The following is a 14,960-nucleotide window of genomic DNA, read 5'->3' as shown; positions in this document are numbered from 1 at the left end:
ATCAGTGGGGCGGCGGCTACACAGTGCACTACGCGCACTCGGCACGAAACTGCCCGGCCGGCAGCAGCGCGTACCGCTGCTGCCGGACCGGACGGCTCGCACGGCAGGGCGGCCGTCGCCCGCCGGGCACGCGTGGTTCAGATGCCTGTCGACAGCGGGACGGTGATCTGCTTCAGCCAGGAACCGGCCGCGAAGTCCCGCGCCTTGACGACGACCCGGTCGTGGAAGACCTCGACCTGGAGGCCCTGGTTGAAGGTGCCGGGGACGGACACCTCCCCGCCTTTGCCGTCGTCCGTGTAACCCGTCTGCACCGCGCCGGTGTTGATGACGGAGAAGCCGTCCAGGTTCGCGGTGCCGGGCACGACCCTGCGGACGTACCAGTCCGAGAGGGCGAGGTCCCAGTGGGTGTGGCCGCAGAAGAGGAAGACGTCGCGGTGTCGGCCCAGGATGCCGAGGAGCCGGTCCGACTGGAGGTAGTCGCGCGAGTAGAGCTGGTTGTGGCTGCCGGAGACGGTGTTGGGGAGCGGGTGGTGCGTCACGACCATCACGGGCTTGCGGCGGCGCGCCCAGTGCGCGAGGCGCTGCTCCAGCCAGGTGAACTGCGCCTCGCTGATCCACACTTCGTCCCACAGTTTGGGGTCGTGGTAGTGCATGTACTTCTCGGTGCCGAGGCTGAGGACCGGGATGCCGCCGAAGGAGTGCTCCGCGTACACCGTGTTGCGGCCGGCGAAGGTGTAGAAGCTCTTGAAGAGTGAGTCCTCGGTGGTGCCGTTGGGCCAGGTGGCCTGGGCGAGGGTCGCCGGGTCGAGCCACTTGGGGACGTAGAACTCGTGGTTTCCGATGGCCCAGGCAAGCGTCTTCGGGTGGGTGTGGTGGGCGAGTTCGGCTCTGACGGCCGCGTACTCGGCGTCGTACCCGCGCGGCGTGATGTCGCCGGCGATCGCGAGGCCCGAACTCCGGGGGTTGGTCCGGTTCATGTCCTCCAACGCCACACCAAGGTCCCGGAGGTCGCCTTGGATGTCGCTGATGACGTTGAACGTGGTGAGCGGTCGCCCGGGTCCGGCGTGCGCGGGCGTCACCGCGCTCGCCGGTATCTGGGAGGCGGCGACCGCGCCCACCGCGCCGGTCGCGACGGTGAGCAGAGATCTGCGATCCACGGGGAGTTTCCTTCCGACGGGCGGCGGCCGCCGACGGGCGCCCGTCCTGGCGCGCCCGGCCGCTCAGCCCCCGCACACGCTCCCGGGGCCACCGCTCTTTGAACTAGACCCGTTATGGATACGCAACTTGATCGACCCGCTGCCCGCTCCGAGGTGTCTGCCGCATGAACGCGTCTCGACCCGGGAGGGCTATCCCTTGGCCGGCTCGGCGCCCGGCCGCTTGATGACCCGGTCGTTGACGTCGAGCGACTTCCAGAGGCGGCGGCCGATCCTGACCTTCATGGGTTCGCCTTCGCCGTCGGCGAGGCGGACTTCCACGAAGTGGTACAGGTTCGAGCCGTCGAGCATGCCTCGGGACTTGCTCACGACGACACCTTCCCAAGCGTCATCCTGTCCGGCTTTGCGTGAATTCATCATGGTCTGGAGTCTACGAAGACCGGCAGGGGGCCTGGCAGGTCCGGGAGTCACCTCTTGGCCATGACAAATGTCATCGCCGAGCGTTGCCCGACCGGTGTCACCCGCGTGAACCCGCGCGGGGCAGCCGGTCAGGTCGTGGGCCGGCAGCCGAAGACGCGTTCCAGCAGGAGGGAGAGGGATGCGCGCTCCTCGGCGCCGAGTCCGTCCAGGCCGTCCTGCGTGGTGCGCATCTTCGCGCGGATCGCGTCGGTGACGCGTTCACCCTCGGTGGTGAGGATGACGTTCTTGACGCGCCGGTCGGACACGTCGGCCTCGCGGCGCACCAGACCCCGCTTCTCCAGCCGGTCGATGATGCCGGTGATGTTGGAGGCGTCGCAGGTCATGGTCTCGGCCAGCGCGCGCATCGCGGCGGGTCCGCGGCGGAGCACGGTCAGCGCCTTGGCCTGGCTCGCGGTGAGGTTCTCGCTCGCCGCGGCGACGGTGAAGTCGCCGAGGTAGACGCCCCAGGACATCGAGAGCTGCTCCATGAGCCGGTCCGTGTCGACGGGCGCTTGCGCACGAGGAGCTTCTGTCATGGGACCCATTCTATCCCGAGAAACTTGACCATCTCAAATATATGGCTCTACCTTCTTCGTATTGCATGAAGTTCTCAAGCATCAAGGTTGTCAAGTAAACGCCATAAGGAGCGCCCCTGTGACCGTCACCGCGTCCCCCGCCTCCCGCGCGGCCGAGATCCTCTCCCGGCCCGTGGCCCTGAACGGCCTCACCGTCCCCAACCGCATCGTGATGGCGCCGATGACGCGCATGTTCTCCCCGGGTGGCGTGCCCGGCGAGGACGTCCGCTCGTACTACGCCCGCCGTGCCGCGGCCGGCGTGGGCCTGATCGTCACCGAGGGCACCTACGTCGGCCACGAGTCGGCGGGGCAGAGCGACCGTGTGCCGCGGTTCCACGGCGAGGAGCAGCTGGCGGGGTGGGCGAAGGTCGCCGAGGACGTGCACGCGGCGGGCGGCACGATCGTGCCGCAGCTGTGGCACATCGGCATGGTGCGCGAGCAGGGCCAGGCGCCCTTTCCCGACGCCCCGGCCATGGGCCCCTCCGGTATCCGCACCGACGGCACCGAGGGCACGGGCAAGGCGATGACCCGGAGCGACCTCGACGACGTCATCGGCGCCTTCGCCGAGGCCGCCGCGGCCGCCGAGCGCATCGGCTTCGACGGCGTCGAGCTGCACGGCGCCCACGGCTACCTCATCGACCAGTTCCTGTGGGCGGGGACGAACCGGCGCACCGACGCGTACGGCGGCGACGCCGTGGCCCGTACGAGGTTCGCCGCCGAGATCGTCGCCGCGGTCCGCGCGTCCGTCTCGCCCGGCTTCCCGGTGCTCTTCCGCTACTCGCAGTGGAAGCAGGACGCCTATGACGCCCGGCTCGCCGAGACCCCGGAGGAGCTTGAGGCGATCCTGACCCCGCTGGCCGCCGCCGGTGTCGACGCGTTCCACGCCTCCACCCGGCGTCACTGGATCCCCGAGTTCGACGGTTCGGACCTCAACCTGGCGGGCTGGACCAGGAAGCTCACCGGCCGCCCCGCCATCACCGTCGGCTCGGTCGGCCTCGACGGCGACTTCCTCCAGGCCTTCGCGGGCGAGGGCGCGCCGCTCCAGGGCATCGACGAGCTCCTCGACCGTCTGGAGCGGGACGAGTTCGACATGGTCGCCGTCGGCCGCGCGCTGCTCCAGGACCCGGAGTGGGCGGCCAAGGTCCTCGCGGGCCGGACCGACGAGCTGAAGCCGTACGACGCGGCGGCGCTCAAGACCCTGAGCTGAGGGCCGCGCCGCGGGCGCTGGTCGACCGCTGCGGCGGTGGGCCGCGCCGCCGACGCTGGTCGACCGCTGCGGCGGCCGGGAGATCGTTCCCGGCCGCCGCAGCTGCGTGTTCACGCCCCGGGTCGCCGCATCGGCGTGTTCACCCCCGGCCCTGGGCTTGCCGCCCCGGCCCTGCACGAGCTCTCCTCGCCGGCCCGGCGGTGGTGCGTCACTTCGCCAGGAAGGCGAGGAGGGCGGTGTTGACCTGCTCGGCGTGGGTGCACAGCGGACGCGGCGAAGGAACCGCCGCGGGCGGCGGTGTCCCAGCTGTTGCGGACGGCCTCCTCGCTGATGCGGGTGCCCAGGTCCGTCCGGGCGGGGCCGGCACGTGTCCGTCGGGCCTCGCGCTCGCGGCAGTTCTGCCCGTTCTGCCTGTGGTTCTGCCTGGAGGGGGAAACGGCCCGCTGCTTGGCTGGTCGGTGTGGGCAGGAGCCCGGGCCCCGGCGAGCGGCCCGGTCGCGCTCCTGAGTCGATTCCCCTGACTGGAGAGCAAGTTGAGCTTGGTGTTGACGACCGCTTCCGTGCCGGACGGGGAGAAGGTCGCCTACTGGAACGACGCGGTCAGCAGGGCGCTGGTGCCGATGACGGTCACTCCTCGGGACGAGGGGCCGTTCGACGGCCGGATCGCCTCGGGTCGGCTCGGCTACCTCCAGGTGTGCACCATGGAGGCGGACGCGGAGCGGGTCAACCGTACGCCGGCGCTGATCGCCAGGTCGTCCGAGGCCCTGGTGTCGGTCGCGGTGCAGGTCTCCGGCACGGCCACCTTCGTCCAGGACGGCAGGCGGGCCGAGGTGGCGGAGGGCGACCTCGTGGTGTGCGACACGACCCGGCCGTACTCCTTCGACTACCCGCGGCGGTTCGCGACCCACGTGTTCCAGCTGCCGCGCCGCACGCTGGGCGTGGCGGACGGCGACGTCCGGCGGGTCACCGGCAGCACCATCGGCACGGCGGACGGTGTCGGCGCGATGCTGCTGCCGTTCCTGGCGAGGCTGGCCTCGTCCGGCGCCGACGGCTACCCGCAGGCGGTCGCGAACCGCCTGGCCGGGAACGTCGTCGACCTGCTCTCCACCCTGATCGCGGAGCGCGCCCACCGGGACGGCGCGGACGCGGACGGGCGCAGCCACCTGATGCTGCGCATCCTGGAGCACATCAACCGGAACTTGGGCGACCCGGATCTGTCGCCGGAGCGCATCGCCCGGGAGCACCGGATCTCGGTCCGGTACCTGCACCGGCTGTTCGAGGGTGAGGAGACGACGGTCGGGCAGTTCGTCCGGCGGCGGCGCCTGGAGGAGTGCAGGCGCGAACTGGCCCGACGCGGCAGGACGACGCCCACCGTGTCCGCCGTCTCCCAGAGGTGGGGCTTCGTCAACCCCGCCCACTTCAGCCGGTCCTTCCGCGCCGAGTACGGCGTCTCCCCCCGTGAATGGCGCTCCCTGCGCACCGACCAGGACGCCCCCGCGGTGCGGGGTGCCGAGCCCCAAGGGGGCTGACCTCCCGCTTTCCAGCGGGTAAGGTCCCCGCTCGGAGCCGCGCCGGCCGACCTGGGCCCGCGGCGGCGCAGCCCTCGCGCCACGGGCGCCGCACCGCGTTCCGGCGCTCAGCCCGGGCCCGGTGTCCCGGGCTCCCCCTTCGCTTCAGGCCCCGACGGCAGGAGACCGTGCGTGACCGACTTCGATCCCTCGTCCGCTCGGCCGCCGGTACTGGACCGCACGACCCGCGCCTTCGTGGACCTGCACGCCTGCCCGCCGCCGGCGCACGCCCCGGACCCGGAAGAGGCCCGGCGGAGCCTCGCGCGCCTCCAGGGAATCGCCGGCGCCGATCCCCTCGACGAGGAGGGCACCACCTCCGAGTGGTTCGCCCTGCCGGGCGGCCCGACCGGTCACGTACGGGTTCAGGTGGTCCGACCGGCCGACGCCGCTGGTGAGCTCCCCGTCGTCCTCTTCCTGCACGGACTCGGCTGGGCCCTGGGCGACGCCGACACCCATCGGCGCCTGGTGCGCGCGTTCGCCCTCGGCGCGGACGCGGCTGTGGTGTTCGTCGACTACGAGCGTGCCCCGGAGGCGCGGTATCCGGTCGCCGTCGAGCAGTGCTACGCGGTCGCGCGGTGGATCTGCGCGCACGGCGGCGAGATCGGCCTGGACGGCGGCCGGATGGTCGCCGTGGGCGACTCGGCGGGCGGCAACCTGGTCGCGGCGCTGACCCTGCTCGCCAAGGAGCGCGGCGGGGTGCGTCTGCTGCGGCAGGTGCTGCTCTGTCCGGTCACCGACGCCGCCTGCGACACCCCCTCGTACCGGGAGTTCGCCCAGGGTTACTTCCTGGACCGGGCGACCATGCGCTGGTTCTGGGACCAGTACCTGCCCGACGTACGGCTGCGGAGCCAGGCCACCGCGTCACCGCTGCGGGCGTCCCTCGACGAGCTCGCCGGCCTTCCTCCGGCGCTGGTGGTCACCAGCGAGGCCGACGTGGTGCGCGACGAGGGCGAGGCGTACGCGGACCGGCTCCGGTCGGCCGGTGTGCCGGTGGTCTCCCTGCGCTATCAGGGCACGATCCACGGCTTCATGGTGCTCGATCCGCTGCGCGACACGGATGCCGCACGCGCCGCCCTCGTCCAGGTCCTCGACACCGTGCACGTCGCCCTGCACCGGCACCGGGGCTGAGCGTCCGCCCCGGTGCCGGCGTCGGCACGGCTCACGCGGCGGGGAGCGTGTCGAGGAGCCGCTGCGCGGCCCGCAGTTCCTTGTCGACGGCCGTGTCGCCGAGGGCGAGGACCTGGAGCAGGCAGGAGCGGGCCTCGGCGGTCTCGCCGAGCGCGATCAGGGCCTCCCCCAGGTCGAGAAGCTGTTCCGCCTCGCGGTGGGGCATGCCGATCCGACGCGACTGCTCCTGGGCGCGCCGATGGTGGTCGGCCGCCTCCCTCCACCTGCCCAGCGCGGCGTGGTCGAGACCGAGTGCCTGGTACGCGTGGGCCCGGAAGACCTCGGCGACGAGGCCGCTCACGGGGCAGTCGGGCGCGTCGAGGAAGTCGACGATGCTCTGGTGCCGGGTCAGGGCTTCCTCGGCGCGGCCGAGGAGGCGGAGCGCCATCCCGTAGAGGCGCATGGCCTGGGGCCACACCTCGTAGTGGTCGGCGTCCTCGGACAGTCTCACGGCGGCGAGGGCCTTGTCCGCGGCGATCCCGACCTCGCCGAGCTGCCGGTGCGCGCTCGCCGCGAGCATCAGCGCGGACGCCTGCTGGTGCACGTCCTGCGCGCGACGGGCGTGCGCCAGCGCTTCGTCGGCCCTTTCGACGCCTTCGCGGTAGCGCTGCTCGCAGGTGGTCAGGGCCCAGGAGAGGCAGTTGAGGTGGAAGGCCCGCAGGTACGGGTCGTCGAGCGCGGCGGCGGCCTCGGCGGCCAGCCGGAAGACCTCGGGCCAGTGTCCCCAGTGCACCCACAGGTCGCAGAACCACTCCATGGCGCGGGCGGTCTCGACGACCCGGGTGTGTTCACCCCGGTGAGCGGCGGCTCGCAGGGCGGCGAGCCACGAGGGGGCTTCGTTCCGGAGCCAGGTACGGGCCTGCTCGGCGCTCTCCAGCGGCACAGGGCCCTGCCGGGAGGAGGGCGGCGCGCCGGGCGCGGACCGGTACCAGCGTCCGGCGACCGCGGCCGTCTCCAGGAGCCAGGCGCGCAGCCGCTCGTCGGCGCCCTCCCGGTCGCCGGGGGCCTCCTCGCGGGACAGGCGGCCACGGGCGTACAAGCGCAGCAGGTCGTGCAGCTGATAGCGGCCGGTGAACGTGGTTTGGAGCAGGCCGGCTTCGAAGAGCTCCTCCATCACGTCCTCGGCCTGGAGGACGCCGGTCCCGGTGAGGGCGGCGCCGTACGCCGCGGTCATGTCCGGGCCCGGGACGAGGCTCAGCAGCCGCAGCATGCGGGCGGCCTGGCCGGTCAGCTGACGGTAGGACAGTTCGAAGGCCGGCTCCACGCGCATGTCGCCCGCGGCGAGCGCGCCCAGGCGGCGTTCCTCGTCGGCCAGGCGCCTGACGAGGTGGCCGACGGTCCATCCGGAGCGGACCGTCAGCCAGTTGGCCGCCACGCGCAGGGCCAGCGGCAGGCGCCCGCACAGCTCGGCCACCCGCGCCACGGCGTCGGGTTCGGCGTCCGCCCGCTCCTCGCCGAGGATCCGGCGCAGCAGGGCGACGGCCTCGTCCTGTGTCATCTCCGACAGTGCCAGGCGGTGGACCTGCTCCAGCCCGCTCAGCGGCCTGCGGCTGGTGATCAGCACCAGGCTGCGCCCGTCCGCGGGCAGCAGGGTGCGGATCTGCTCCTCATCGCGGGCGTTGTCCAGGACCAGCAGGCACGCACGGGCGGCCAGCAGCGTCCTCAGGAGCCCGGCGCGGCCCTGCCGGTCCTCCTGCGCCAGCCGGCGGTCGGGCACGCCCAGGGCCTTCAGCAGCCTCAGCCGCGCCTCGTCCGTGTCGACGGGGCCGTCCACTCCGTGCAGGTCCACCACGAAGCGGCCGTCGGGGAACCGCTCCCTCAGGTCGGCCGCCGCCTTCAGCGCCAGGGCGGTCTTCCCGCATCCCGGAGGACCCGAGACGACCCATGTGCTCCCGCCGGCCGGCGCCCCCTCCGCCGCCTCCCGCAGCAGCACCAGTTCCGCTTCCCGGCCCGTGAAGTCGCCCACCGACCGGGGCGGCATGAGCGTGCCCGCCACGGTGACCGCGCGCGCGGGACGGGCCGTGCGGGCCGCGGCCAGCAACGCCTCCCGCTCCGTTTCCGTGAGCCCCAGCCCGTCCGCGAGCGCGACCACCGTGCGTCGCTGCGGAGCCCTGCTGCGGCCCCGTTCCATGTCGCCGATGGCCCGGACACTCACGCCCGACTTCTCGGCCAGTTCCTCCCTCGTCAGTCGGCCCCGCTGCCGCAGGTCGATCAGAACGGCCCCGAACGGCTTCTCCCCGTGCACAACTCCTCTTCCTCCCCGCCCCGGAGCAAGAATACGGTGTGCCGGTTACGGCGAAACCGCAGGCCAGCGGCGCGGGCGGGCCCTCTGCCGCCGCTCATCGGGCGGGCAGTGCCTCCAGTCGCTTCCGCGCGCCGCTGACGATCTCGGCGTCGGCGACGTCGGCGAGTTCGAGGACCTCGCCGAGGCACCGGCGGGCCTCCTCGACCTCGCCCAGTTCGATCAGGGCCTCGCCCGTGCCCAGGAGCGCGCTCGCCTGCATGTGCTGCATGCCGAGGCCCCGGAACCGGTCCAGCGCGTCGCGATGCCGGTCGAGCGCCACGCTCCACTGGCCCATCTCGGCGTGGTCGAGGCCGAGCGCGTACGTCGAGTGGGCGCGCACCATGTCCGCGAGGTGCGCGCCGACCTCCTTGTCCGGTGCGTCGAGGAACGCGATGACCCGCAGGTTCTCCGTGTGCGCAGCGGCGCCGAGGCCCAGGGCGCGCAGGCAGGATCCGAGGTTGACCATGGCGCCGAGCCAGCCCTCGCGGTCGCCGACCCCCTCGTACAGGTCCACGGACGCGCGGGCCTTGTCCGCGGCTTCCCCGAGTTCGCCCAGCTTCCGGTGGGCGACCGCCGCGTGCGAGAGGGCGGAGGCCTGCTGCGGGACGTCACCGGCGAGACGCGCGCAGGCGAGTCCCGCGCCGGCCTGTTCGATGGCCTCCCGGTAGCGGTGGTCGCACACGATGAGGGCCCACGCGTGCATGTTGTGGCTGTAGGCGCGCATGCCGGGGTCGTCGAGTGCCGCGGCCGAGCGGCCGGCGAGCTCGTACAGTTCGGACCAGTGGCCCCAGAAGACCCACAGGTTGCAGAACCACTCCATGGCGTCGCCGATCTCCACGACGCGGTGGTGCTCGCCCTTCCCCGCGGCGGCGCGCAGCGCCGCGAGCCAGGACGGAGCCTCGCCCTGCAGCCAGGCGCGGGCCTCCTCGGCGTTCTCCAGGGGGACGATGCCCCGCCAGGAGGCCGGGGGCGCACCGTACTTGGGCTTGTACCAGCGGCCGGCGACCACGGACGTCTCAAGGAGCCAGCCGCGCAGCCGGTCCTCCGCCGCCCGCCGCTCCCCAGGCGGCTCCTCGCGGGTCAGTCGCCCGCGGGCGAACAGCCGCAGCAGATCGTGGAGTTGGTAGCGGCCGTCGAAGGTGGCCTGGAGCAGCCCGGCCTCGACCAGTTCCTCCATGACGTCCTCGGCCTCGAAGACGTCGGCTTCGGCCAGGCAGGCTCCGTACGCTGCGGTCATGTCGGGCCCGGGAACCAGGCTCAGCAGGCGCATCATCCGGGCGGCCGTGTCCGTCAGCTCCCGGTAGGAGAGCTCGAACGCCGCTTCCACCCGTACGTCGTCCGTGGTCAGGGCGCTCAGCCGGCGTTCCTCGTCGGAGAGACGGCCGGCGAGCCGGTCGACGGACCAGGCCGAACGGATGGCCAGCCAGTTGCCGGCCACGCGGAGGGCGAGCGGCAGGCGTCCGCACATCTCCGCCACCCTCGCCACGGCGTCGGGTTCCGCGTCCGCCCGCTCCTCGCCCAGGATCCGGCGCAGCAGCTCGACCGATTCGTCCTGGGCCATCTCCTCCAGCGCCAGCCGGTCGACGTCCTCGAGCCCGGTCAGCGGGCGCCGGCTGGTCACCAGGACGAGACTGGGGCCGCCGGCGGGCAGCAGCGGGCGCACCTGCCGCTCGTCGCGCGCGTTGTCCAGAACCACGAGGTGGCGTCCCTCGCTCAGCAGCGCCCGCAGCAGCCCCGCGTGGCCGGCCGGACCCTCCTGGCTCAGTCGACGGTCCGACACCCCGAGGGCCTTCAGCAGCTTCACCAGGGCCTCCCCCGGGTCCACGGCGCCGTCGACGCCGTGGAGGTCCACCATGAAGCGGCCCTCCGGGAAGTCCTCCGCCAGCTCCGCGACCGCCTGGAGCGCCAGGGTCGTCTTGCCGCACCCCGGCGGGCCCGAGATCACCGCCACCGACGCACCGTCACCGGCGCCCGCCCGTCCGGCCATCTCCTTCAACCGGGCCAGCTGCGGGGCCCGTCCGGTGAAGTCGCGCACGGCCCGCGGCGGCTCCGCCGCGCCCGCGGTCGCCACCGTACGCGTGGGCCGCCCCGCCCGGCCCGCCGCCAGCAGAACCTCGCGCTCGCCCTCAGCGAGCCCCAGCCCGTCCGCCAGGGCCACCACGGTGCGCCGCTGCGGTACGCGGCTACGGCCCCGCTCCATGTCTCCGATGGCCCGGACGCTCACCCCCGACGCCTCGGACAACTCCTCCATCGTCAGGCGCGCCCGCTGCCGCAGCGCACGCAGGACGTCCCCATAGGGCTCTTCTCCGGACATGACTCCCCTTGGTCTTCTCGGACCCGAGGGTATGTCGTGTCCAGGGCGACCGGGTTCCGGCTGCGGTCAGTTCGGCTTGCGGGGCGCGAGGACGTGGGCACCGGCCTCGGGGACGGTTGAGGGCCGCACCCCTGGCCGGGGTGCGGCCCTCCGCGCCGGTGCTCAGGAAGTCCAGCCGCCGTACGGGACGGTGATCAGCTCCATGGCATGACCCGCCGGGTCCATGAAGTAGACACCGCGGCCGCCGTCGTTGTGGTTGATCGCCCCGGGCTGTTGCCGGTGCGGATCAGCGTAGTGCTCGATGCCACGCTCGCTGATCCGCGCGTACGCCGCGTCGAACTCCTCGTCGGAGATCAGGAAGGCGTAGTGCTGCATGACGATGTGCTCTGCGGGGATCGTGGCGAAGTCCAGCGTGACGCCGTTGCTCAGACGGACCGCGACGAACGGGCCCCACTCCGAGGTGATCTCAAGGCCCAGCAGGTCCACGAAGAACTGGGCGGACTCCCGGTTGTCCCGGGCATGGATGATCGTGTGGTTCAACTCGACTGACAAGGAATGCCTCCGAAGGCACCTTCCGACACCTCCATGCCTCACCCAGCCGGTGATCGACACGCGATGTCACCGTAGATCATAGTCCCCTTGTCAACGAAACGATTCGGCAGCCCAGGAGAACGTCGAGTCGGCGAACGTCAGGAGCTTTCGACGTGGCGCGGCTGGGCGGGGCGGGCCGGTGACACCTGTCCTGCGCCCTCCGGCCCTGCCCCGGCGTCAGCGGGCCCCGAAGACCTGGGTCCAGTACGGGCCGCCGGCGTCGTGGATGCCGACGCCGATCTCCTTGAAGTCGCAGTTGAGGATGTTCGCGCGGTGACCGGGGCTGTTCATCCAGGCCTCCATGACCTGCTCCGGGCTGCTCTGACCCTTGGCGATGTTCTCGCCGTACGTGGACCAGGGATAGCCCGCGGCGGTCACCCGGTCACCGGGACCGGCGCCGTCGGGATTGGTGTGATCGAAGAAGTCTCGGGCCGCCATGTCGTCGGAGTGGCCCTGGGCCGCCCTGGCGAGAGTGGCGTTGAAGGTCAGGGGGCCGCAGCCGGCCTTGGCGCGCTCGGCGTTGACGAGGGCGACGACCTGGGCGGCGACCGAGGACTGGCCGGAGTCCTGCCGCGAGCCCCGGGTGGGGGTCGTCTTCGGCCGGGTGGCGGGCGTAGTGGCGGCGGATGCGGTGGTGCGCTGGGGGGCGGGGGCCGCCGTGGTGGGACGGGGGGCCTTGCTCGGGGTCGCGGCGGGCGACTTCGGCGCGCCGGGGGTCTGCGTCGCGGAAGCGGACGCGGACGCGGACGCGGAGGGGGATGTCGAGGTGGTGGACGGCGAGGCCGTGAGGGTGCCTGGGTCGTTCGTCAGGGGGAGGTCGAGGCCCGGGGCCGCGGCCCGGTTGGCTTCCAGCAGGTCCTCGTCACCGCCGCGTCCGGCGTTCAGCGTGAACGCGCCGCCGGTGACCGCGACGACCGCCAGACCCGCCGCGACGACCACGCGGCGACGGTTGCGCTCGTCGGCCTGGCGACGACGCCGACGGTCGGCCCGGGTGCCACGTCGCCCTGCTGCGGTGACGGTGGCGGCCCGCTCTTCGGGGGCGGGGGGCCCGGGCGCGCCCAAGGGGACGGCCGCGAACGTCTCGGTCGGGGCGAGCGCTTCGGGCCCGACCGCGCCGAAGCCGCCGACCGCGCCGCCTGCCGAGACACCCGGCCCGGCAACGCCCGCGACAGTCGCCGCGTACGCCGGAGGAGTGCCGACGACCCCCGCCGCGGAGATCCCGGTCGCGCAGTACCCGCAACGGGCGGTGTGCCCGGCCAGCTCGTCACGCCGGCCGGCGCCGGGACGGCCGTCCCAGACGGCAGCCTGCTCGTCGAGGGCGGGACAACGCGGGGCGCGGGCCAGAGCGGTCGTGACCGACCGGGCCGCGTCCAGGCGTACGCGCACCTCGTCCAGGCGCAGCGCCAGCTCCTGCGGCGACCAGTGCAACGCCGCCGCCGTCTCGTAACGACCCAGAAGGCCCTCCTGCTCCAGCGACCACAGGGCGGCCAGCACGGCGTCCTCGATGTCGAGCCAGCACACAACGGCGGAGGGAGCGGCCTGGACGGGCAGGCCGGCGGCGTGAGCGAGTGTGCTCGCCACGCCGATCCCGAGGAGCCAGGAGCGGAAGGCGTCCGGCGACGGAAGGGTGCCCAGCGCGAACTCGGCACGGCTCAGCGTGTCCCGCACCACCGCGTGCACGGCGGCATCCGCCCCGGGCCGGCCCTCCAGAGCACGGGCCGCGAGCGCGTGGACAAGAGGCCGGCAGCCGCCGATCAGCTGCTCTCGCGCCCAGGCGTCCCCGTACTGCGCCGCCTGTATCAGCTCCGCCTCCGTCAGATGCGTCAAACCCGTCGTCCGCTGCACGCCGACCGCCCCTCACTTGCCTCTTGTGGAGATCCCTGTGCAAGGGAGAGCCACCGACCGGACCTGGATAACGGAAAGACGAGAACCAGCACTATGACCTGGGTCACACGCGTTCCCGGCGCCGTCAGTCGGCAGGAACGACGATGCCGCCCTCTTCGTGGCCGCCGTCACCCGCTTGGCCGCGCGCACCGCTCTGAGCCGTCCTGGAGGGACGGCACCCAAAGGGGCATGGCCGCGCCGGGTGGCCCGGTCACCCTCCGTTCTCGATGCCACGCCGGTGCCGTGCCTGACCCTTGCCGCAGATGCCGGGGGTGCGCACCGCGGCTAGGGTCGAGGAGCACTCCGAGCAGCTGATCAGGCGCTTCCGTGCCTGACGGCGTGGTCATGAGAGCCGGTCCCCACGGCAGGAAGGAGCGTGGTCGGTGTGTCCCGGAATCGTCGGCTGATCCTGAGTTCGCCGTCCGGAGTCTGGGGCCTGCTGTCCGCCGGCCATCGCTACGGGGAATGGGTCACAGGGACACAACAGGTCATCGCCACGGACCCCCACTGGCCAGAGGTGGGCGCCCGCCTGCGGGTCCGGGTCGGCGTCGGCCCCCTGGTCCTCGACGACACCTGTGTCGTACGCATCTGTGAGCCGCGACGCCGACTGGAGCTGGAAGCCAAGGCAGGCCACTTCGGTGCCGCGCGCATCGCCATGAACTTGATCCCCTGGGGCGAGAACACGCTCTTCGTCCTCGACTGGCATCCCCTGCGGGGACCCGGCACCCGGATGCACGGGTTGCCCGTGGACTACGTCGTCTCGATCCGCAACGGCATGATGCTGACGAAGCTGGCCCGGATCGCGGTGCGCGAGCACCCCAGCGGGGCAGGCGGCGGCGCCGGTGGCGCTCCGCAGAGCACGTGGAACGGATGACGCGCTGTCCGGGCGCACGGCCGGCACGAGGACGCCGAGAGCGTTCTCGGGGGGGGGCAGGGGGCCGTCCGTCGGTGGTGTCGCGTGGCGACCAGCCCATGACCGCGGCGGCCTGGGACCGACTTGGCTTTTAGGATCTTGGGCATGGCGACAAGACTCGTGCAGATCAACATGAAGGCCCAGGACGCCGCCGCGCTCGGCCGGTTCTGGGCGGAGGCGCTCGGCTGGGGGATCGACAGCGAGGCGCCCGGCGTCACCAACCTCGAACCCGTGGGGTTCGCCTACCCCGACCCCGTGGCCGTCTGCGTCGACATCGTCGCGCGCCCCGAGCCCAAAACGGTGAAGAACCGGGTGCACCTCGATCTGGCCACCACCTCGACCGCCCACCAGAAGGAGTTGATCGCGCGCTTGCGGGATCTCGGTGCGACGCTCGCCGACGTGGGTCAGGGCGACGTCCCCTGGACGGTCATGGCCGACCCGGAAGGCAACGAGTTCTGCGTCCTGGAGCCCCGCCCGATCTACCAGGACACCGGGCCGGTCGCCGCGGTCGTCGTCGACTGCGCCGACCCACGGGAGATGGCCCGGTTCTGGGGCCAGGCGATGGACTGGACGGTGCACGAAGTCACCGACGGCCAGGCGGCCATGCGCTCCGCCCAAGGCGTCGGCCCCTACCTGGAGTTCATCCGCACCCCCGACACCAAGAGCGGATGGAACCGCGTCCACCTCGACGTCCGCCCCTACCCCGGTGACGACCTGGAGGCGGAGGAAGCCCGACTGCGCGCCTTGGGCGCCACCGACCCCGGGATCGACCAGAGCGCGATCTCCTGGACGGTTCTGGCCGACCCGGAAGGCAACGAGTTCTGCCTTCTCGCCCCTCGCTGAC

At 72.7% G+C, this 14,960-nt stretch carries 12 protein-coding genes; 5 read left to right on the top strand and 7 right to left on the bottom strand.

Features of this window, described 5'->3' with window-relative positions:
• Positions 1 to 137: 137 nt before the first annotated feature.
• From ACZ3ZE_RS27715 to ACZ3ZE_RS27705, 3 genes are all read right to left on the bottom strand, one after another.
• On the bottom strand, positions 138 to 1,157 hold the full coding sequence (locus ACZ3ZE_RS27715; protein ID WP_467261146.1) for a metallophosphoesterase family protein: 1,020 nt from the start codon (positions 1,155 to 1,157) through the stop codon (positions 138 to 140).
• Between the two features lie 189 nt (positions 1,158 to 1,346).
• Positions 1,347 to 1,571, bottom strand: coding sequence for a DUF7489 domain-containing protein (locus ACZ3ZE_RS27710; RefSeq protein ID WP_467261344.1), 225 nt, complete (start codon positions 1,569 to 1,571; stop codon positions 1,347 to 1,349).
• Positions 1,572 to 1,702: 131 nt separating this feature from the next.
• Complete coding sequence (locus ACZ3ZE_RS27705; RefSeq protein WP_361177407.1) at positions 1,703 to 2,149, bottom strand: MarR family winged helix-turn-helix transcriptional regulator; 447 nt, start codon at positions 2,147 to 2,149, stop codon at positions 1,703 to 1,705.
• A 118-nt stretch (positions 2,150 to 2,267) separates the two neighbouring features.
• Between ACZ3ZE_RS27705 and ACZ3ZE_RS27700 the strand changes: the two genes are divergently transcribed.
• From ACZ3ZE_RS27700 to ACZ3ZE_RS27690, 3 genes are all read left to right on the top strand, one after another.
• Positions 2,268 to 3,395 carry an NADH:flavin oxidoreductase gene (locus ACZ3ZE_RS27700; RefSeq protein WP_361628772.1) on the top strand — a complete coding sequence of 376 codons (1,128 nt, stop codon included), beginning with the start codon at positions 2,268 to 2,270 and terminating at the stop codon, positions 3,393 to 3,395.
• Positions 3,396 to 3,928: 533 nt separating this feature from the next.
• Positions 3,929 to 4,924 (top strand): AraC-like ligand-binding domain-containing protein, encoded by a 996-nt coding sequence (locus tag ACZ3ZE_RS27695; RefSeq protein WP_467261144.1) that lies wholly within the window; start codon positions 3,929 to 3,931, stop codon positions 4,922 to 4,924.
• Between the two features lie 171 nt (positions 4,925 to 5,095).
• Positions 5,096 to 6,091 (top strand): alpha/beta hydrolase, encoded by a 996-nt coding sequence (locus ACZ3ZE_RS27690; protein WP_467261142.1) that lies wholly within the window; start codon positions 5,096 to 5,098, stop codon positions 6,089 to 6,091.
• A gap of 31 nt (positions 6,092 to 6,122) precedes the next feature.
• On the opposite strand, the gene ACZ3ZE_RS27685 is transcribed toward ACZ3ZE_RS27690, so the two are convergent.
• From ACZ3ZE_RS27685 to ACZ3ZE_RS27670, 4 genes are all read right to left on the bottom strand, one after another.
• Positions 6,123 to 8,375, bottom strand: coding sequence for an ATP-binding protein (locus ACZ3ZE_RS27685; RefSeq protein ID WP_361177400.1), 2,253 nt, complete (start codon positions 8,373 to 8,375; stop codon positions 6,123 to 6,125).
• Positions 8,376 to 8,469: 94 nt separating this feature from the next.
• On the bottom strand, positions 8,470 to 10,728 hold the full coding sequence (locus tag ACZ3ZE_RS27680; RefSeq protein WP_361177398.1) for an ATP-binding protein: 2,259 nt from the start codon (positions 10,726 to 10,728) through the stop codon (positions 8,470 to 8,472).
• 162 nt (positions 10,729 to 10,890) lie between these two features.
• A complete protein-coding gene (locus tag ACZ3ZE_RS27675; RefSeq protein WP_361177396.1) occupies positions 10,891 to 11,280 on the bottom strand; it encodes a VOC family protein in 390 nt (129 codons plus the stop codon).
• A 216-nt stretch (positions 11,281 to 11,496) separates the two neighbouring features.
• On the bottom strand, positions 11,497 to 13,146 hold the full coding sequence (locus tag ACZ3ZE_RS27670; protein ID WP_467261140.1) for a CAP domain-containing protein: 1,650 nt from the start codon (positions 13,144 to 13,146) through the stop codon (positions 11,497 to 11,499).
• 442 nt (positions 13,147 to 13,588) lie between these two features.
• Between ACZ3ZE_RS27670 and ACZ3ZE_RS27665 the strand changes: the two genes are divergently transcribed.
• Together ACZ3ZE_RS27665 and ACZ3ZE_RS27660 are read left to right on the top strand one after the other, a co-directional pair.
• Entirely contained in the window at positions 13,589 to 14,077 is a 489-nt protein-coding gene (locus tag ACZ3ZE_RS27665; protein WP_442305780.1) for an SRPBCC family protein, read from the top strand.
• A gap of 144 nt (positions 14,078 to 14,221) precedes the next feature.
• Positions 14,222 to 14,959 carry a VOC family protein gene (locus ACZ3ZE_RS27660; RefSeq protein WP_361177390.1) on the top strand — a complete coding sequence of 246 codons (738 nt, stop codon included), beginning with the start codon at positions 14,222 to 14,224 and terminating at the stop codon, positions 14,957 to 14,959.
• Position 14,960 lies beyond the last annotated feature (1 nt).

Source organism: Streptomyces sp. NPDC023157, assembly GCF_055560575.1.
Note: the sequence above shows the minus strand (reverse complement) of the source record. Positions and strands in the feature narration are given on the sequence as shown.

Excerpts from the sequence above, each read along its gene's own strand:
- ACZ3ZE_RS27710 (WP_467261344.1), bottom strand. The coding sequence starts at position 1,571 with ATGAATTCACGCAAAGCCGGACAGGATGACGCTTGGGAAGGTGTCGTC.
- ACZ3ZE_RS27705 (WP_361177407.1), bottom strand. The coding sequence starts at position 2,149 with ATGACAGAAGCTCCTCGTGCGCAAGCGCCCGTCGACACGGACCGGCTC.
- ACZ3ZE_RS27680 (WP_361177398.1), bottom strand. The coding sequence starts at position 10,728 with ATGTCCGGAGAAGAGCCCTATGGGGACGTCCTGCGTGCGCTGCGGCAG.
- ACZ3ZE_RS27660 (WP_361177390.1), top strand. The coding sequence starts at position 14,222 with ATGGCGACAAGACTCGTGCAGATCAACATGAAGGCCCAGGACGCCGCC.